A 19,219-nucleotide genomic window follows, 5' to 3' on the forward strand; every position below is an offset into this window, starting at 1 on the left:
AGTGATGATGATGCCGGGGCTGATCATGTTGACTCGTGCGCCACGCTTGCCCCAGCGCACGGCTTCAGCCATGACCCGCAATGCATTGCCACGTTTGGAGAGCTGGTAGGCATGCAGTGAATCCGTGACTTTCTCCGGCGCCAGGAACGGCAGGGACAGCAATTCTTCCGTGGGGGAAGTCGCGAGGGACCTGCTTTGCTCAACGGACAAAGGGCCGAGACGATGGCCGGACTGCGAGGCGATCACCACGCCGGAACCGCCACGTTCGATGACGTTGCCGAATTCTTCCAGAATGACGGCGGTGCCATAGAGGTCCACCTTCAGGATGGTCTGGGGTGACGCCTGGGAGGGAGAAACCCCGGCGGCGTGGATGAGGCCCGATACGTTCCCCAGCGAACTGGCTTTGCCAACCAGCGCCTGGATCGATTCCCTGGAGGAGATGTCGACGCTGGTCACTTCGGCATCAAAGCCTGCATCGGAAAGAACGGCGGCGGCAGCCTGGGCGTGCTCGACACGAATGTCGGCCAGCAGAAGTTTCTTGCCGGCACCCACCCGGCGAGCGATAGCCTGTCCGATCGAGCCCGGTCCGATGACTACGATGACGTCTTTCACGATTGACTCCTCATTCAAGTTTGGATGGACACATCGTAGCGCTCGCACACTCTTTTGATTAGTCATATGAAACCGCATGGACTTATGAAATCAACTCATGAATTCAGCAGTCCAGCGCTGCTGATCAGGACTGGCCACTCGCACTAACCCGCTCCCTTCTTGGGTGCGACCCACTCAAATGCCGCTTTTCAGCTTTACATTGACACGGCGGACCGCAATGACAATCCCTGTGAGCGAAAGCCCCAGACCTCCAAGACTGAGCAGGATCAGCACAGCCTCCCTCCAGCCGACTGCAACCAGCATGAAATGCAGGTCCCAGCTATGCAGGAAGCTGAACAGCCAGCGCCCCACGCGTTGCGCGCGGTCAGCGGTGAGAGCGATCTGCCCGGTGGCTGGATCGATATAGACCAGGGTGCTGCCCGCATCATCAAAACGCAACCTGAGCACAGGCAGGCGACGCTCGGCGCCGCCCATCATGGCTTCCGGCGCACGGCGGTAGTAATAGGCATCACCGCCATCGAGCAGCTCTGCCTGCATGAGTTTGGCGGGCAGCAGCATTGCAGCGGCCTCTTGCAGCATGGCCTGTGGCCATTGCCGCTGTACCAGCAGACCCTGTGCACCCGTGGTGACGATGCGAGTACCATCTGCGGCATCCCGGGCAAGCACGAAGCCATGCCCGCCTAGATTTTTCCACTCCAGTTCGACGGCTTGAAAACCATCCCGCTGCAGTGCCTGCAGGATGTCCGTTGGTGTGCGATCCATGTGCTGCCGGGAGACGATGGCCCCTTCGTAGCGCGCCAGGTCCGGCGATTGCGTCGGCGAAAAAATACCCAGTGGATTCATCGACATCAGACCACTGAAGATCCATGTCAGCGTGATGGCAGCAAAGCCCAAACCGAGCAGATGGTGCCAGCGCATCCATCCCGGGGCGAAGGGCGAGCGGGAACCGGATTTGTAAGGTCGCGCAAAGCGCCAGCGCCAAAGCCCCAAGACGATGCCGCTGCAGGCAACCAGAACGCAGCCGGCCGAGAGCGCAATAACGGTCCAGCTCCAGACCGGATCGCGCGACTGGTTCTTCAAGGGATAAAGCCAGTGCAGCCACGCGCCAACATAATTCCACATGCGCTGAGAGCGGCTGGCCTGCATCACGACCACACCGGTCCGGGAGGAAACGTAGAGCAAGGTCTGCGCAACATCGCCGACCTGCACCATGTGCAGGGGGCGATGCGGGTTGAGGCTGCCGGAATGGGTCCAGCGGTCTTCATCGATGCTGCCCAGGTATAGAACGTCCTCACTGCCTGAGAATGCCCTGGCGCTGCGCAGTGCCGCAGCGCTGCTAAAGCCCTTTGCCTGGACGCCACTGGAAGCATCCATGCTGATCAGGCTGCCATCGGCGCGCTGGACGATATAGCGTGCTTGCCCGGAGGCAGCGTTGAGGAGCAGCCGGCTGACCGGCACATCTCCCATGACCTGCGAGGGTAATTTTGGTGCGGCACTCAGCGCTGGCAATGCCGCCAATCGGTCCCAAGGGGTGAGCTTGGGATAACCGATGAACAGCATCACCATGCCGCTGACAAACCACAACGCCATCAGCAGGCAGCCGGCGACACCGCACCAGCGGTGCGTGAGATAGGTCCAGCGCCGCAGGCTGCCTGTCAATTTCTTCATCAGGCTCAGAAGCGATGATTCAGCGTCAGCTGAACTTCGCGCTCGGGACCATACAGCCATTGCGTGGTGGTGTAATACGCCGTGGTGAAATAACGCTTGTCGAAGACATTGTTGGCACGCAGTGTGACCGTGGTGGCCTGCGTGGCCTTCCATTGCAGCGCCAGGTCAGTGGTGGTGTAGGAGGGCAGTCTGATCGTATTGGCATTGTCGGCATAGCGCTGGCCGACATACTGCAGGCCGCCGCTGGCGGTCCATGCCGGCAGGAAGTTCCAGCTCAGCCAGACATTGGCCAGACGCTCGGGGACGTTGGTGGGTACCTTGCCGTCACGCGAGACAGCCGCGCCACTGACCGATTCGGTGAAGTCATCGAAGCGTGCGCGCAGCACGGTGGCATTGGCGTTCAGTTTCCATTGCTCTGAAAGGGCCAGCGACAGGCTGGCTTCGATCCCTCGCGAGGACTGCTGTCCGACCTGCACGCTCGTACTGGGATTGGCCGGATCGCGGGTAAGCAGATCGTTCTTGCGGATATCGTAGAGCGCCAGCGTCCACTCACCGCGCTTGTCCCAGAACACCTGCTTGATGCCAGCCTCAATCTGTCGTCCGGTCGACAACTTGAATTTGCTGTTGGCCTTGCTCATGAAGAGCATGCTGCTCACGGGCGCCGCCGCCTTCGAGTATTGGCCGTAGACACTCAGGTCAGGGGTAATGGCATAGACGGTTCCCAGGCGCCAGCCCAGGTTGGAGAAGCCTTGATCGAAGCCACCCGTGCCGCCGGCAAGATCGGTGCGGGAGACATCCGCGTGATCGAAGCGCAGGCCGGCCAGCACACTCAGTTTTTCGGTCAGGTCCAGCTTGTCTTCGGAGAAGACTGAATACTGCGAAGCTCGCGCGCGGAAGCGAGGCAGGAAAGCCGGAATCCCCACGCCGCTGGCATAGCTGCCCGGATCGAAGCTATAGGGATTGACCGAGCTGAAGCTGCCACTGTAGGTGTTGTTGGTATGCGTAAAAGACGTCGAGTTGATATCAAAGCCGACCGAGACCTGATTCTTCAGGCCTGCCAGATGCCCCTTGAAAGTCGCATCAGTAGTTACTCCGGTCTGCGACTGGTCATGACGGATTTCGGTGGCATCGCCTCGATCGACCAGTCCGGTCGCGTTGTTGTAGACATAGCTTTCAGCGTTGCGCCAGTAGCGGTTGCTGTTGATCTGATAGAGACGGGTGCGCAGCGTGGTATCGGCATCGGGTGTCCACTGGGCTTCCAGTTGCGCCCAGCGGTCCTTGTAGTCGATGGTGCCGTCAGCCACGTTGTAGTTGCGTTCGCGCAGGGCATCGACTTGTTGACCGTTGATCAGGGGCGTACCGAAATAGGCCATCGGACGCTGATGCCCCTGGGCATAACTCAGCTGCACGAACAGATCGCGATTGACATCCAGGCGCAGCGCACCGGACAGGCTCAGGTTATTCGTGTTGCCGCGATCGACCCAGCCATCCGACCGATCTCCAGCGATGTCGACCCGGTAGGAAAGCATCTCGTTGATGGCGCCGCCGCTACCCAGTCCGAGGCGCCGGGTGTTGTGGGTGCCGATGGTAGTTTCAATTTCGTTTTCGATCTTCCCGCGTGTGGGCTTTTTGGGGATCACATTGACCACACCGCCGATGGCACCATCGCCATAGATCACCGAGGCAGGTCCGCTGAGGACTTCGATACGGTCGATGTTCCAGGTGTCGAACGGAAAGCTCACGCCCACGCCACCATATTGGCGCAGTCCGTCATAGAGACGCATCACGGAGGTGGCATCGGTGAAGCCGCGTGCCGACAGCGCGCTGCCGCTGTTGCCCGGGTGGCCCATGGCGCTGTAGCCGGGCGCACGGGTGATGGCATCGGTGATGCTGGCGTCGCCGCGCTCTTCCAGTTGCTGGCGGTTGATGACGCTGACGCTGGCTGGCGTCTGCAATGGTGTCAGATCCAGATTGGAACCGACCGATACCTGATTTTGCAGCGGCAATGGACTCTGGGCATTGATCGTGATGGCCGGCAACGCATTGGCGGATTCCTCTGCCTGGACAGGAGCGGCGAGGCAGAGCAGGGGCAGTGCATAGGGAGCATATGCAATCGTGCGGCGCAACTGGGCTGGCAGCGAACGGGCAGGATACGCGAGGGTGCGTGGTTGGGATTTTTTTGTCATGTCAGTGTCTCGGGGAAGGTGTCGTGGGGTGACTGAGAAAGGCCCAGTCAAGCGCGGCACACAGCATCTTCAACGCCTCTTGAGGGCGTCCGGGCGGGGATGCCGGCTACAGTGACCGCAGCGGGTGAATCAATAGCGTGTACCCGGTGGGCCACGTGGGGCGGCAGTTGCCCAGGCCGTGTGTGTCCGTCGCGCTCCCTGGACAAGCTCGACGGCCAGCGATATCCGCAATGGAGGCTGTGACAGGTCCAACCGCGACGGCAATGCGTGAGCAAGATCCTGCTTTGCGCAGAACATGCAGTGCCCTGCATGGGCTACATTCCCGGTTTTGCTACTGGCCCCACCCGAAGTCGTAGCTGGATCATCGGAGACGGAACATATGTCATTCCAAGCTAAGGCAAGCTTGGTACCGATGCGTGCTTGCACCACTCCCGACCACATCATTGCCAGCAGGGCAGCAATGGTGAGCCACGCGATCATGCGCATGCGGGGAAGGCGAGTTTTCATGGGCGCAGATTCTAACGCCCTGGAAGCCGATCCGGCCGGTCACAGAAACGCAGCCTTCTTGTGAGAAAAAGACAGGAAGTCCTTGCCTGTAAAGGATTTGTAAGATTTTCGTCAACTGCACATTCCGCTTGTCTGCGACAATATGTCGCATGTGCTGCGCCTTGGTCGTGGCAAACTTGTCGCCTGCGAAGATGAGCGCCCGGATGCGGGCTCAGTCAGCTTCCATGAATCAAATCACCGGTCCGATCAGGGTAAGTACATCCCCTCAGCCGATCCCATAGTGGAATTGAAGATAATGAAAAATGTTAAGCGCCTCCTGTCGCTAGTGATCCTTTCCAGTCTTTTCCTGGCGCAATTCGTCTGGGCGCACGCCCATCTGAAGACGGCCATTCCTGGCGATCAGGCGGTAGTGGCTTCACCAGCAGAGCTGACACTCACTTTCTCAGAAGGATTGAATCTGAAATTCAGCGGCGTCAAGCTGTCAGGCCCCGATCAGAAGGAAGTCAAATTAGGTGAGTCCATGCTCATGGACGAGGGAAAGTCATTCATGGTGGGGATCCCCACACGACTGGCACCGGGCACCTACACGGTGCAATGGCATGCCTTGTCCGTAGATGGCCACAAGACCGAGGGTAGCTATAGCTTTTCCGTAGCACCTTGATTTCTCCCACGCTTCTGTTGGGGCTTTGCCGGCTGTCACTCGATGGTGCGGCACTGTTTCTGTGGGGCTCCGGCCTGACCTTGTTTGTACTGGTGGGAGAGCCGCTCAGGAGCGAGCTATGGCAACGCCTGGCCGGATGGCGACGTCTTTTGTTCGGACTCCTGTTGACTGCCGTGCTTGCCAGTTTGCCCCTGCAAGCCAGCATTCTTGGCGATGGCTGGGCTGATGCCTGGCACCTTGACATGCTCGCTGCGGTAGCCAACGGCACCTCAATCGGTACGGCATGGTGGACCCAACTGGTCGCCATTTGCCTGCTCCTGCTCGGCGTGACGTCATCGGATCGCATGCGCTTGCTCGCATGTATCGCTGGTGGCGGCATCATGCTCACGAGCCTGGCGCTGACCGGACATGCCGTCATGCATGAGGGATGGACGGGACTGTTGCATCAGGCAAACGACGTTCTCCACGTGTGGAGCGTTGGAGCTTGGATAGGCGCGTTGCCTGTCGTCTTGATGATCCTGTCAGACCAATATCGCCGCACGTATCCGGATCTGGTCAGTACAATCTTCCGGCGTTTTTCAAATATCGGCCATGCAGTGGTGGCATTGGTTTTCCTGACAGGCTTGCTCAATACCCTCCTCATTCTTGGACGACTGCCGTTGGATTTCCATTTTCGCTACCAAGCGCTGTTGACCATGAAGATCCTGGTGGCTGGCGCAATGATGGCTATTGCCGTGTTCAACAGGTATGTACTGGTGCCATCAATGCGTCATCATCGCAATGCCCTGCGACAGATACGCCGTCTGACCCTGGCGGAAATTTTGCTCTCCTGGTTTGCGTTGATGTTGCTGGCATGGCTGGGAATGTTGCAGCCAAATTGAAAATGCTGCCACTGCGGCAAAGCGCCGCAGCGTGACGTCTTGAGCACATGCTCTTGCGCTCCGAGATATCCGGTCTCCCCAGCCTAACTCACCTGCGCCTGGATCCATGCAAACAGCGACTCCAGGTCGTAATCGCCACTATGTGGGCGGTTCCAGGCGAACTCCAGATTGACCTGTGCGCCACGCTGCCGTGCCGCTGCAGCGAGCAGCGTCGGCACCGCCAGCGAGGTATCCCGATCCATCGTGCCTTGTCGGATGCGCCAGCGTTGCGCTACTACGGAGCGCGCATCAGCGATTTCCTGCATCGCATCCATGGCCTTGACCGTCTGTGGCTCAGCCAGGCCAGCACCGGACACCTTGCTGTGCTGCGCCGAGAATGCGGTGAAGTGGCGCTTGTCGGTGTTCGCATCACCGAACAGCTGATTCTCGCCGGTTTCCAGGGCCAGGCCGTCGAAGGCTGGTTGACTCTTCATGCGTCCGACACTACGTGCATAGGCACTGAAATCGACTGCTACCACCTTGTCATCGCGAAGCTGAAGCCATGCCGGCTGACCCAGATCGGTGCCGCCGGCCTGGGCCTTGCGGGCTGAGTCGAGAAGCAGCCCGGCGATATGATCACGCAATGGTCCGTGACCATCGGTCTGCAGGCTGAGCGTGCCTCCCTCCGGCGAACGCAAGCCCAAGGCATTGACATAGTCGACAAATGCCGCACGCAGTTGCGCCGACAGCTGCAACTGCGCATCACTGAGCTGCCCCACGACTTCCTGACGCTGAATTTTGTAATCAAGCATCGAGATGGCCACATTGCGATACTCTCGCAAGCCCTCGAACTGCCATTCGTAGGCTTCATCTGCATGCGCCAGATTGGTAATGGGGCAATAAGCGGATACGGCGAAGATATCGTCGCGCCCCGGCGCTGCCCCTAGCTTGTTGAGCTCAGCCTCGTAGTCAGGGTGATTGCCGCTGGCACCCAACAGCGCTGACAAGGCACCACCCGCGCTGGTGCCATTGGAGATGATGCGTTCGGGGTTGCCGGGGAAGCGGCCAGCGTTGTAGCGTAACCAGCGCACTGCCGCCTTGAGATCGACGATGGCGGCAGGTGCCTTGCCGGTCCATCGGCCATCGCTCGCTTGCAGTGTGCGTCCCCGCGCACCCGGGGCCGCTACGATGAATCCACGCGCCAGGGCCACGGCACTGGCGCTGACGGTATTTGTGTCCATAGGGGGAGGTGGCAAGGCCCCCGGAGGCAGGCCTGGCGGCGGATTGTGTTGCTGCCCACGTTGGCCACCCGGCGGTCCCGCTGGAAAGCCGCCTCCGGCAAGAGTCCCTGGTTTTGCGGGCATGTAGCCGCCTACCGCATTGGGAAAGAAGATCGGGGCGCTACGCGCGTCGAAGCTACCGATGCGGCCGCCCTGAAAGTAGGTCTCGGGAATGTACAGGTTGAGTACCTGGTACTCGGGCTCGACGGGTCGCGCCACATAGGGGATGCCCTCAAAGGCGCGTACCTGGATGACCTGCCCATCAACCGTTACCTGTTGATGTTTGTAATGCTCCGTGTCCAGCAGTAGTTGCGGGTTCTCTCGGATCGGCTGCGCAAAAGCGACCTTGGAAACCGTGGCCGCTGCGAGCAGTGCCAAATTGAATTCTCGTCGATTCATGAGGTTGTTGCCTTGTTGAAATTTAAAGCCATGCCCATTGCGTCGCCTGGTTCACGAAGGGAAAACAGGGCGTCCCCCTTGGATCTTCTCCGCGCAGACTGTGCCAGAAATGGCCTGCCTGAAGATCATATCGGTCGAGAAGTTCTTCAAGCTGGTTTTCAGAAATTTACTTCATGGACGGCGCGATTGTTTTGACGAGAATTTGATCAGTACCCGACAGGGAGATTCCGACGCCAAGCAACTACGGAAGTCGCATTGCACATGACCTGGCTGCGGCAAATTGACGCAGTCGGGTCCATGCAGCGTCATCATCTGCGAATGCGGGCTTATCATAGGTTACGCCAGATCCTATTTTTGCCTCTCGTTTCCAGACCTCCGAACATGATTTTGAGCCGACGCTTTCATCAACTGCTCGCATGGCTTGCGCTATGCGTGATGGTGTTTGGTGCTGCCGCTCCAACCATTTCGCGGACGCTGGCCTCCAATAGCCACCTCACCTGGATGGAAGTCTGTAGTGCCAGTGGCACCAAGCGCGTCGCGGTAACAGGAAACAGTACGGCAGGGCAGGAGAAAATGCCCGTCGACGGAGCACACTGCGGCTATTGTGTCCTTCAGCAGCACGCACCGACACTACCGTCTGCTGCGCCGGGTATCGCCTCGCTGATTGCGGTACTGGTGCATCCAGTCTTCTTCATTACTGACTTCACCGTGGTCCCGGCTCTGGCTCCCACGGCACATCGCAGTCGAGCTCCTCCGACTCTCGTTTGACCGCCTTGATTCTGTGTGTTGCACAAGTCTCTTTCGCGAACTTGTGCAGGTCTTTGTCTGCCTGGCCAGTCTAACCACAGATGTTCAGCAAGGCAGAACATGAGCAAGCAGCATGCATCCAGGCAGGGATGCATGCCATCGGCTCATCACAATGGGAAAGCGAGCGCAGTCAGCGCGGAGGCTTTCTCATTTCTCTCCCGATCCATTCAGCGAACGCTCCGTTCAGGATGCCGCAACACACGTACGTCCGATTGCATGATCTCCAATCGAGACGTCCATCACGAGGTTTGTTACCCCGGCCTGTCCGGCCCCAGGAGGCCATATGCAAACGAATGATTATTTGGAATTGGTAAAGAGAAAGCTCGACCTGCAGTCCGACCAGGCATTGGCAAATGTACTGGGGGTGACGCGCAGTGCGATCAGCCATATGAAAAGTGGAAAAAGTGGTATCGGCGATGCGACAGCAGTGAAGGTGGCCCAGCTAACCGGCATTCCGGTTGCTCGCGTCCTGATCGATGTCGATCTTGAACGTTCGAAGGCCCCTGAGGTGAAAGCAGCGTGGGCCTCGATGATGGAAAAATTTCCGACACCCACTGATCTCCACATGTCATACCGCAGTCAGCATCTGAATTTCCTTCCGTCATCCCAAACTGGCGGCCCACCTCAAGATCGGCAAAGCCAAATGAATTGGCTGACCTCTGAATGGCTCTGACGGAGAAGAAAACATGTTCAATGCAATCACAGTGCAATCTCTGCCCGCTGGCAAACATCTCACCATCCCCAAGCATCGTGGCTTGCGCTTGCGTGCCAACGAGAGCATGTACAACTGGATTTATCGCTACAAGAATCCGAATGATGGCAGGATTCGCCAGGTCAAACTGGGCGAATGGCCCAACATGTCATTGAACTCGGCCGTTCGCCAATGGCGGCAACTCAAGAGTTTGCGTGATCAGGGGATCGATCCGTCAACGGTGCATCGGCAAGCGCAACCCCCACAACGTGATTCCGGATCAATGTCCAATGAGTCCGCTGCGCAACTGACGGTGCAGCAAATCGGCTTGCGTTACTACGAGGGACACGTCAAGCATCATTGGGGCGAAAGAGGGGCCAAGGAAGTGTGGCGTATTTTCGCGCGCACGCTGGGTGAATTGGCCGACCTTCCAGCACAGGCGGTCGATGCAGACATGGCTGCGGATTTTCTTGGTGGCTTCTTGGATCGGCCCAAGCAAGGCACTATCACGCGACGCGAACTGGGTGCTGCCTGGGACTACGCCATTGCGCATGGATTGCTTCCTGCCAAGTGCGTCAATGTGTGGCGTAGCGTCATGCGTGGTGAGTTCAAGAGCAAAGGCGTTCGTATCAAGGGCGTGCATCGCGGCCCCGTAAAGCGTCTGCTGTCGGTCAATGAGCTCGCGGTTCTATTGCCGTGGCTCCATCATTTCACCAGTACCAACGAAGATATCCTGACGCTGTTTGCCTGGACATGCGCTCCCGGAAAGGAAATTTGTGCCATGCACGCCCGCGAGATCAGCGAGGAGCAAGATGGCTGGTGGTGGACGATCCCGGAGGTGAAGCTGCGCCCCCAGCGACGCAGAGCCGCTAATGATTTTCGTGTTCCGCTTGTGGGCCGGGCGCTGGAGATCGTGCAGCGTCGGCTTCTGGGCAGCGGGACGGGCTATCTGTTCGAGGGACGCAAGGGCGGACGCTTTGATCCCAAGAATGTCGGCGTGGCTGTCTGGAATGCACGCGAGGACTGCGATTCCCGCCCTGAATATCAGCGACCGCGCCTGCCCATTTCGGACTGGACTCCCAATGACCTTCGACGTGCCGCTGTAGAGTTGCTCAAGACGATGGAATGTCCGCCGGACATCCTTGCCGCAGTGCAGGGGCAGCTCGGCAATCGTCTGCGCCTGTCTACTGCCGGACAAGCTCACGCTGCTCTGAAACGGCTCTGGATGACACGGCTGGCACAAGTCTTGGAACAACTCATGCAGGGCAGGCAGATGGCACCCGCATGAATCAATTCGCGACCAGTCGGCAGCTGAAGATTGGTTTGCATTCTGAGTCGGGCTTCGGGCTCGCTGTTTTCTTATGTTCTTGATGTCGGATTTGGAAGTGCTGGAGAGCGGCCAGCCTTGTACTGAGCGGGAAATCCTCGATGCGGAATGCATCCTTGGTTTTTCATTGCCGACGGAGTTGCGCAATGCCTACCTCAGCGCCAACGGTTTTACCGGGCCGTCCGAAGCACGGTTTCTTTACCCGCTGGCTCGAAGAGAGGTGTTCTCCTCGGTGACCATGCTAAGGCTCACGCAAGTTCTGCGCGGCTTGCCGGCCGCTGCATCACTATGGTCCGCAGCAGTGGCCTTCGGAGACTATGGGATCGGGTCGACCTGGGGCATGACCGCGGAGGGACGTGTGTTCGAATGGTGGCCAGAAGACGGTGACGAGCCGTTCTTTCTGGACGTGTCGCTCCAGCAGTTATGGACCGAGCGCAGCAAACTTTTTGAATCTCTTTCGGCTTCTTGAGTATTTGTGGACGTGCCGATGGCTTCAGCAATCAGGTCGGATGGCCGGCTAATGCGACGCAATCGCCAGCCCAGGTGTGAGTACAGGCTGCACGAAAAATCTGCGGTTTTCGAATTGAACACTGAAGCGAAGACGACAGAGGCGATTGTGTTTTGTCAGGAGGACCGGTATTGCGAACAAGAAACAGGGGCGGGAATAGGTAATCGATAATTCAACTAAGGGCTTGAAATTAGTTAACTTAGTGGTTAGCATTGAACGGGCGTATCACTGACATCGGGGGATGCTTGATACGCTGCGAACAGGGTCTTTTTTGTCAGTTCACCATCCCACGTTGAATCCGCGACCATCCATGGTCTACGGCATGATGAAAACTAAGCAGGGATGCTGTTGTTGGGGGGCTCGACAAAATTTGCCAGAAAGGCCGGCTCCACGGCTCTGCTAAAAATGGGTACACGCTGAATTGTTGGACAGACGATAGCGTGTCCTTCAGGTTGCTGATCACGGATTCCTTGTTCTGACCCCGGAGGCATATCCTGGGCGGTCTCGGATTCTGGTCATCGCCATCAAGAAAAATAGCGATGTCGCTAGGCTAGTTGCGTAACGGGGGGTGGGAAAATGCGTAACGTCGTCAAGGCTCACACGATGCTGCTCGCGCGAGACGAGCATGCTTGCCTGTCAGGGATAGCAGAAGGTCTGGAACAGCATGTCGAGCGCCCGCTCGCCAGCCTTCGTCAATCACATTGCGTAAGGCCATCAGTTCACAAGTTTGGCTAGCTTTTTGCTCAGCAGTGCATGCTGCCTTGATTGGCGCAAGCCGGTAACCGGCTTCCATGGCTGCGAACATCAGGTCATTCAAGACCAGTTGAGCGACGGATCCGGATCCGCAGGAGGGCGCTTTTCGCGTCATCTTCATGTCGATTAAAGCAGATTGACCAGTACCTCAATCATTACCACTGCGAACCAGTTGGGCCGGCCCAAACGGGCGGGTGTGTTGCGTCGAATGCGCTTCCAAAAGATCCTGGAAGCCAGCGCCACGAGAGGGAATGCGCTTCGAAAGAATGGCAATTGTTCACATATTCATCCTGATCTGTTTAATTAAATTAAAGGATTGGACTGGGGCATGAAGAGGGACCTTCAAGTCAGCCATCATCAATCACGGACCGACAAACCTGCGGCCAGCGATTTCCCCGGACTGCTCCAGGCAGCCATGGATTCCCTGGACAGTCAAATCGCATTGATCGACGGTGCCGGAGTGATCCATTACGTGAACAAGTCATGGTGCGATTTCGGCAACGAGAATGGCATGCCCTCCGGATACACCTGGATCGGCTCCAACTATCTTGCGGTCTGCCGGGCGGCTGGCAACAGGGGCGACTGTGATGGACGACAGGTGTATGCCGGTATCAAATCCGTTCTCGAATCAGACGCGCCATGCTTTCAGTACGAATATCCATGCCATAGCCCCAATGAGCAGCGCTGGTTCATGATGCGCATCGCTCCGGTGCTGGAGGCAGAAAATCGCTACATCATTTCTCACAACGTCATTACCGGACGCAAGCTGGCTGAACAACGCATAGAGCGGCTGAATGAAAAACTTTCGCTGCTGGCAGTCACGGATAAATTGACGGGCCTGGCCAACAGAATGAAGCTGGACGATGCACTCGAGAGCGAAATCACGCGTGCCCATCGATATCGAAAAAAGTTGTCGCTGGTACTGCTCGATGTTGATCATTTCAAGGAAGTGAATGACAAGTTTGGACATTCGGCCGGAGACGCCGTGCTTGTACGTATCGCGGAAATTCTGAGGGCAAATGTCCGCGCCACGGATGTGGTGGGTCGGTGGGGAGGAGAAGAATTTCTGCTCATCTTGCCGGAGTGCGATGTAGTGGCTGCCTCGCGCATGGCTGAGAAACTGAGATTGATTGTCGAGCGTCACAGCTTCGTCTTTGTGGGCAAGCGGACATGCAGCTTCGGCGTCGCGACCTATCAATCTGGACAGGATTGCACTGCGCTGCTTTGCCTGGCCGACTCGGCACTCTATCGCGCTAAAAATAGCGGGCGCAATCGCGTGGAGATTGCCGCTGACATCAAACCATATGCGAATACAAGCGACCGTACGAACAAGTTGGCGAGCCTGAATCAAGCTGTCAAGCAATAACCAATAATTTCAAGTTATCTGGTCAGTCGATGATGGGGGAGCTTCACGATGCAAGTTCATTCCGAGTTGGGCGCGACAAGGAGACGTTCCGGGCGGCCACGCAATCCTGAGAGCAGAGTCCGGCTTCTTGATGCTGGACGGATGCTGATATTGAAACATGGTCTGGACTTCAATATCGAATCGATTGCAGTGAATGCCGGTGTGGCCAGGCGCACTTTCTATAGCTATTTCGAAGACAAGGAAGCCTTCGTTGCAGAGCTGTTGCGAGACGCCGAGACAGCGATTGGGAAGTCACAGGACAAGTCTGCCGGTATCTTGGGAAAGCCACTGGCCGATGCCTTGTACGAACTTGGCATGGATTATCTGAGCGGCATCAGCCTGCGCAAGGAATTCAGTGGGACGCGGCTTCTGGCCTCGACAAACAAGACATACTCCAGCCTGGTTGAACGCTTGTTCCTGGAGGCCCGAAGCCGGGACATTGCATTGCTGACGCGAATTGTCGAGCAAGGGATGGCGAACGGCAGACTCATCTCATGTGATGCCTCTCAAGCCGTCGGAGATATCGTCGGCTTATGGCATGGCGCCGAGGTCTGGCAGATGATGATGGGCTCACTGCCCACGCCAAGTCATGAGGAAACAAGCCGGCGCGTTCGCAGAGGGGTCGATATGTTCCTGTGCATCTATGAGCCCTGATACGGCAAGACCGGCCGGGACGACAGCCTGGATGAACTGCTCGATGGGGTATTGGTCCTGGTCGGTTTAATTGACTTAGAGGATGGGAGCGCAGTCATGAAGAGGGACCTTGAAGAAGGACATCGTCAAGCGCAATCCGAGCAGTCCGGGGCAAGCCGTTTTCCCGGACTGCTCCGGGCAGCCCTGGACTCTATCGACAGCCAGATTGCATTGATAGACCGCGCCGGGGTGATCCATTACGTCAACCGGACATGGTGCCAATTCGGTAAAGATAACGGCATGCCCTCCGAATACAAGTGGATTGGCACGAGCTATCTTTCCGTATGCCGTTCGGCAAGCGACAGTGGCGAATGTGACGGAACGAACGTGTATGCAGGCATCAGGTCCGTTCTCGACTTTGATGAACCGTTCTTCCAATATGAGTACCCATGCCATAGTCCCGATGAACAGCGCTGGTTCATGATGCGGATAGCACCAGTGTTGGAAATGAAAAGCTTCTTCGTCATTTCTCACAGCGTCATTACCGAGCGGGTTATCGCCAACCACAGGCTGGAAGCTCAACAGATCGAACTCAAGCGCAGCAATGATGAATTGTTGGCCTTTGCGTATGTGGCTTCTCACGACCTGAAGTCGCCCTTGCGCGGCATCGGCCAGCTCGCAAACTGGATCAGAGAAGATCTGGTGGCGCGCAATTCAACCTCCATCGAGGAGCATCTGCGCATGATGCAACAACGCATCGCACGCATGGACAAATTGCTCGACGATCTGCTGCTGTACTCGCGGGTCGGACGATCTCAATTGCTGATGGACGACATCAATGCCTATGAGCTCGTGCAACAGATCTTCGATGCCTATCTCCCCGTCTCGACCTTCACATTGCATCTTGAGGGCCAATACTTTCCCATGCGGACCTGCCAGGCAACACTGGAGCAAGTATTGCGCAACCTGGTGTCCAATTCAGTCAAACATCACGACCGCCAGCATGGAACGATCACCGTCGTGATATGCAGGTCAGGTGATGATCTGGCGGAATTCACGGTAAGCGACGACGGGCCGGGCATTGCTCCAATATTTCATCAGCGCGTATTCCAGATGTTCCAGACCTTGCGGCCGCGCGACGAAGTGGAAGGGAGCGGCATGGGATTGGCATTGGTCAAGAAGCTGGTGGAGAGCGCCGGCGGCACCATCCGCCTGCGCAGCAACGCGCCGGCTGAACGCGGTTGCACATTCATTTTCACCTGGCCAATTGTGGCGACCTCGAATCGGGAGGCCTGAATGCCTTCTCCCGAGCTTCGAAAAGAAGTCTCACTGCTGATCGTCGACGACGATGATATCGACGTCATGGGTCTGTACAGAGCTCTCGAAAAGTTGAAAGTCGCCAATCCGTGTTTTCGCGCCAAAGACGGCCTGGAGGCGCTTGACATGCTGCGCAGCGGAGTCGTGCCGGCACCATCCCTCGTGCTGCTTGACCTGAACATGCCGCGCATGAACGGCATCGAGTTCCTCAGGGAGCTACGCGCCGACAAGGTATTGACCAAGACGGTCGTCTTTGTGCTGACCACTTCCAAGGCTGAAGAGGACATGGCGATGGCCTACGAGCGACATATCGCCGGCTACATGACGAAAAGCGCTGTCGATCGTGATTTCATGACCGCCGTTGGTTTGCTGGAACACTACTGGCGCATTGTTGAGTTGCCGCAACCCTGTGAGTAAAGGAACGCCTCCGTGAAACTTCTGATTATCGATGATGACGCGGTGGACCGGATGTCCATTGCCAAAACTATCCACGCGGCCAGAGTATCGAGCGAGATTGCCGAGGCAGCGACCGCCCTGGAAGGGTTGAAAGCGCTGACGCAGCGCGAATTCGATGCGGTGCTGCTGGATTATCGTCTTCCGGACATGGATTGCCTGGATGCCCTGCATGCAATCAACCGAACGGCGACCCACAATGTGGCCGTGATCGTCCTGACCGGCGGCCCGGCGGAAGAGGAGTTGGGGTGCCGATGCATCGAAGCCGGCGCGCAGGACTTCCTGCTAAAGAGCGAAGTGTCCGCGCAAATATGCCGCAAGGCCCTGCTTCATGCCAAGACGCGTCAGGGGCTCAAGCTGCAATTGCTGGACGCGCATCGTCGGCTGCAACTCCTGGCCGAAAACGATCCGTTGACCGGCCTGGCCAATCGCTACTGTTTCGACAACAAACTGGCGACGACATTGGAGCGTGCGCGTCAAGAAGACATGCGCTTTGGCATCCTGTTCATGGACCTGGACAATTTCAAGCTGCTCAACGATTGTTATGGCCATTCTGCTGGCAACATGCTGCTCAAAATCGTCGCGAAGAGATTGCTGGGCGCATTGCATCCTGGCGAAATGGCTGCACGGCTGGGCGGCGATGAATTTGCCATCATCGCGCAGGATATCTCGGGCACGCAGGATCTCATCGATTTGTCTGCGCGCATCATGAAGGCCATGGAAGATCCCTTCGTGTTCGACAACATCGAGCAGATCGTCACATGCAGCATCGGCATTGCGTCCTATCCGGAGTGTGCTCGGAGTGCCGCTGACTTGTGCAGGTATGCCGATCTGGCGATGTATCAGGTCAAGAACACCCATCGGAACGGCTTCTATTTCTATTCCGAGCAGTTGCAGGCGAAGGTGCTGTACCGGATGGGAATAGAGAACGCGTTGCGTTCCAAGGATCTCGCAGAGCAGCTGAGAGTTTTCTATCAACCGTTTGTCGACGCCAACAGCCTGGCGATTTGCGGGGCGGAGGTACTCGTGCGATGGCAGCACCCGCTACTGGGATTGCTCGCTCCGGACCGCTTCATTTCCATTGCCGAGGAATGCGGCATGATGGCGATCATTGATGGCTATACCCGCCAGGCATCGCTGCGTCAGCTACGCGCATGGCGCGAAGAAGGCAGGGTCGACAAGTCTTTTCAGATGGCAATCAACATCAGCGCATCAACGTTGCGAGATCGCTCCTTCCCGGATGCGTTCAGAAGAGACCTGGAATATACCGACCTCGATGACGTTCGTCTGTCCGTCGAAGTGACGGAGAACATTTTGGTGGCCGATTTTACGAATGCGGCTGCCGCCTTGACGCAGCTAAGGGAAATGGGGGTGATCATCGCACTGGACGACTTCGGCACCGGCTATTCATCGATGTCGTATTTGCGGCAGCTACCGATATCCGTTCTCAAGATTGACAAGAGCTTCATGCAGCAGGTACCGCAATCGCCCGAGGATGTTCGTCTATTGCGGTCCATCATCACATTGGCCAAGAGCCTCGACCTGGAAGTCATCGTCGAAGGGGTGGAAACATTGGCGCAAATGCAGTTGTGCCAAGCGCCGGGAGCCGACATCCTGCAAGGCTACTATTTTTCAAAACCGCTGATAGCGAGTGAATTCGAGTACTCGCTCCTGGCTGCAGACAGCAACCGTACGATACGCTCAAGCCATCCCGCTAACGCTGAGGGTTGAATCCATTTCATGATGACCGAGGGAATATATACCGTACCGGGGCTGACTTCTCAAATCATCAGTAGTCCTGGAGATCCGGGCCAGGCCGGCCGCGACTTGCTCCCCGCCGCATCGGCTCTTGTCTGCAAGGGGACAGGATCCGATGCGGCGCAAAGCACGTACGCGGCCGCTCCGCAATCAGAACCGGTAACGCGTGCTCACCAGCAGGCTGCGCGGCTCGCCGGGCATGTTGTAATCGTTGGCGGCACTGTGGGCGGAGATGAAGTAGCTGCGATCCAGCAGATTCTTCAGTGACAGCGTGACGTCAAACTTCTCGGCTACATAACCTGCGCCAAGATTGATGACTGCATAGCCGGGCAATACCGTCAGGTTGTCAGAGGAAGCGAACCGCGCCGATTCGGCCCGCGCGCCCGCCGCCACCCAGTAGCCATCAGGCAGATCGCGCTTGAGCCACAAGTTGAAGGTGTGACGCGGCGTAAGGGAGGACACGTTACCCTGGAAGGGCGTGCCAGCGGAGGTCAGCCCGCTGGATTGCACGATGAGCCCATTCATGTAGGCATAGCCGGCGATGAGATTCCAGTGCGGCGCAAGCTCGCCGCTGGCGGACAATTCCACGCCGCGTGTGCGCTGTTGACCGACGTTGATGGCAAAGCCCGGCCGGGTCGGGTCGGCAACCTGGATGTTGTTCTGCGTCATCTCGAACAGCGCGGCCGTCAGGCTGGTCTTGTCGTTGAGCTCGTACTTGATGCCGACCTCCTTGCTTTCGGTCTTGGTCGGTTCCAGCTGGGCGCTGTTGCCGTAGAAGACGAAGGAGTCCGCCAGCGGCTGGAAGGAACGGCTGTAGCCGGCATACAGCGAGGTGCGCTCATCGGGCTGATAGACCAGGCCCACACGGGGCGACAGCGGGGTGTCGACGCGATTGAGGCTGGATTTGGCGACTCTGTCATCACGGTCCTGGGACAGGCGCTCATAGCGCAGACCGGCCAGCAGTTTCCATTGCGGCGTCAGGCTGATCAGGTCCTGGACATAGGTGGCCAGCGTATTGATCCGGGTCTCCGCATTGATGTTCGGCACGGCGTTGGCTGCAATGGGCGACAAGTTGGCCAGCACCGGATTGAACAGGGAATAGGTCGCCGCATTGTTGCGCGTGACCTGCCAGTCAGTCTTGTTTTGCCAGCTGTATTCCACGCCATACAACAGCTCGTGATGCATGCCCGCCAGTTGCAGTTTCTGGGTCAGTTCGTTTTGCCAGAACAAGCCACGCTCGGCACGCTGGCGATGGGCCTGGGCGATCGTCACCGTCGGATTGGCGGTCTGGGTGACCCGGCTGATGGTGGTGTAGTTGCGGTCAAGGTCGAAATCATAGGTGCGCAGTACCGAGCGCCAGGCCAGCTTTTCGCTGAACTTGTGGTCGAGGGTCA

17 protein-coding genes are annotated in these 19,219 nt (G+C 57.6%); 11 read left to right on the forward strand and 6 right to left on the reverse strand.

The window, feature by feature from the left end; genetic code table 11:
• From B3873_RS06025 to B3873_RS26665, 4 genes are all read right to left on the reverse strand, one after another.
• A partial coding sequence (locus tag B3873_RS06025; protein WP_286864627.1) for an SDR family oxidoreductase occupies positions 1 to 612 on the reverse strand: 612 nt, incomplete at its 3' end.
• A 174-nt stretch (positions 613 to 786) separates the two neighbouring features.
• Positions 787 to 2,280 (reverse strand): PepSY domain-containing protein, encoded by a 1,494-nt coding sequence (locus tag B3873_RS06030; RefSeq protein WP_286864628.1) that lies wholly within the window; start codon positions 2,278 to 2,280, stop codon positions 787 to 789.
• A gap of 5 nt (positions 2,281 to 2,285) precedes the next feature.
• The gene (locus tag B3873_RS06035; RefSeq protein WP_286864630.1) at positions 2,286 to 4,466 is read right to left on the reverse strand and encodes a TonB-dependent receptor; all 2,181 of its coding nucleotides are present in this window, start codon (positions 4,464 to 4,466) and stop codon (positions 2,286 to 2,288) included.
• Between the two features lie 129 nt (positions 4,467 to 4,595).
• Positions 4,596 to 4,973 (reverse strand): DUF2946 family protein, encoded by a 378-nt coding sequence (locus B3873_RS26665; RefSeq protein ID WP_084320008.1) that lies wholly within the window; start codon positions 4,971 to 4,973, stop codon positions 4,596 to 4,598.
• Positions 4,974 to 5,115: 142 nt separating this feature from the next.
• Between B3873_RS26665 and copC the strand changes: the two genes are divergently transcribed.
• Both copC and copD read left to right on the forward strand, forming a co-directional pair.
• Positions 5,116 to 5,634, forward strand: a complete 519-nt coding sequence (gene copC / locus B3873_RS06040) for a copper homeostasis periplasmic binding protein CopC (RefSeq protein ID WP_286864632.1) — start codon at positions 5,116 to 5,118, stop codon at positions 5,632 to 5,634.
• Entirely contained in the window at positions 5,631 to 6,515 is an 885-nt protein-coding gene (gene copD / locus B3873_RS06045; protein ID WP_286864633.1) for a copper homeostasis membrane protein CopD, read from the forward strand. The genes copC and copD overlap by 4 nt, the downstream gene beginning before the upstream one ends.
• 83 nt (positions 6,516 to 6,598) lie before the next feature.
• Here the strand turns inward: copD and B3873_RS06050 are convergent, their stop codons facing one another.
• The gene (locus B3873_RS06050) at positions 6,599 to 8,173 is read right to left on the reverse strand and encodes a subtype B tannase (RefSeq protein ID WP_286864634.1); all 1,575 of its coding nucleotides are present in this window, start codon (positions 8,171 to 8,173) and stop codon (positions 6,599 to 6,601) included.
• Positions 8,174 to 8,554: 381 nt separating this feature from the next.
• Here B3873_RS06050 and B3873_RS26670 point away from each other — a divergent pair, with 381 nt between their 5' ends.
• The 9 genes from B3873_RS26670 to B3873_RS06090 all read left to right on the forward strand — a co-directional run bounded on the left by B3873_RS26670 (position 8,555) and on the right by B3873_RS06090 (position 17,798).
• Positions 8,555 to 8,941, forward strand: a complete 387-nt coding sequence (locus B3873_RS26670; protein WP_353745020.1) for a DUF2946 domain-containing protein — start codon at positions 8,555 to 8,557, stop codon at positions 8,939 to 8,941.
• 322 nt (positions 8,942 to 9,263) lie between these two features.
• Positions 9,264 to 9,653: a helix-turn-helix domain-containing protein gene (locus B3873_RS06055; RefSeq protein ID WP_286864637.1), complete on the forward strand. Its 390-nt coding sequence runs from the start codon at positions 9,264 to 9,266 to the stop codon at positions 9,651 to 9,653.
• Between the two features lie 13 nt (positions 9,654 to 9,666).
• Positions 9,667 to 10,959, forward strand: coding sequence for a tyrosine-type recombinase/integrase (locus B3873_RS06060; RefSeq protein WP_286864639.1), 1,293 nt, complete (start codon positions 9,667 to 9,669; stop codon positions 10,957 to 10,959).
• A gap of 82 nt (positions 10,960 to 11,041) precedes the next feature.
• Positions 11,042 to 11,467: an SMI1/KNR4 family protein gene (locus B3873_RS06065; protein WP_286864640.1), complete on the forward strand. Its 426-nt coding sequence runs from the start codon at positions 11,042 to 11,044 to the stop codon at positions 11,465 to 11,467.
• A gap of 1,120 nt (positions 11,468 to 12,587) precedes the next feature.
• Complete coding sequence (locus tag B3873_RS06070) at positions 12,588 to 13,625, forward strand: sensor domain-containing diguanylate cyclase (protein ID WP_286864641.1); 1,038 nt, start codon at positions 12,588 to 12,590, stop codon at positions 13,623 to 13,625.
• 48 nt (positions 13,626 to 13,673) lie between these two features.
• Positions 13,674 to 14,318, forward strand: coding sequence for a TetR/AcrR family transcriptional regulator (locus B3873_RS06075; RefSeq protein ID WP_276841861.1), 645 nt, complete (start codon positions 13,674 to 13,676; stop codon positions 14,316 to 14,318).
• Between the two features lie 96 nt (positions 14,319 to 14,414).
• Positions 14,415 to 15,593 carry a PAS domain-containing sensor histidine kinase gene (locus B3873_RS06080; protein ID WP_286864643.1) on the forward strand — a complete coding sequence of 393 codons (1,179 nt, stop codon included), beginning with the start codon at positions 14,415 to 14,417 and terminating at the stop codon, positions 15,591 to 15,593.
• On the forward strand, positions 15,594 to 16,031 hold the full coding sequence (locus B3873_RS06085; protein WP_286864644.1) for a response regulator: 438 nt from the start codon (positions 15,594 to 15,596) through the stop codon (positions 16,029 to 16,031).
• A 12-nt stretch (positions 16,032 to 16,043) separates the two neighbouring features.
• Positions 16,044 to 17,798 (forward strand): putative bifunctional diguanylate cyclase/phosphodiesterase, encoded by a 1,755-nt coding sequence (locus B3873_RS06090; protein WP_286864646.1) that lies wholly within the window; start codon positions 16,044 to 16,046, stop codon positions 17,796 to 17,798.
• Between the two features lie 177 nt (positions 17,799 to 17,975).
• On the opposite strand, the gene B3873_RS06095 is transcribed toward B3873_RS06090, so the two are convergent.
• Positions 17,976 to 19,219, reverse strand: a 1,244-nt coding sequence (locus B3873_RS06095) for a TonB-dependent receptor (RefSeq protein WP_286864648.1), incomplete at its 5' end; no start/stop codon positions are given.

This window comes from Herbaspirillum sp. UBA812 (assembly GCF_002296545.1).
Classification (GTDB): domain Bacteria; phylum Pseudomonadota; class Gammaproteobacteria; order Burkholderiales; family Burkholderiaceae_D; genus Herbaspirillum; species Herbaspirillum huttiense.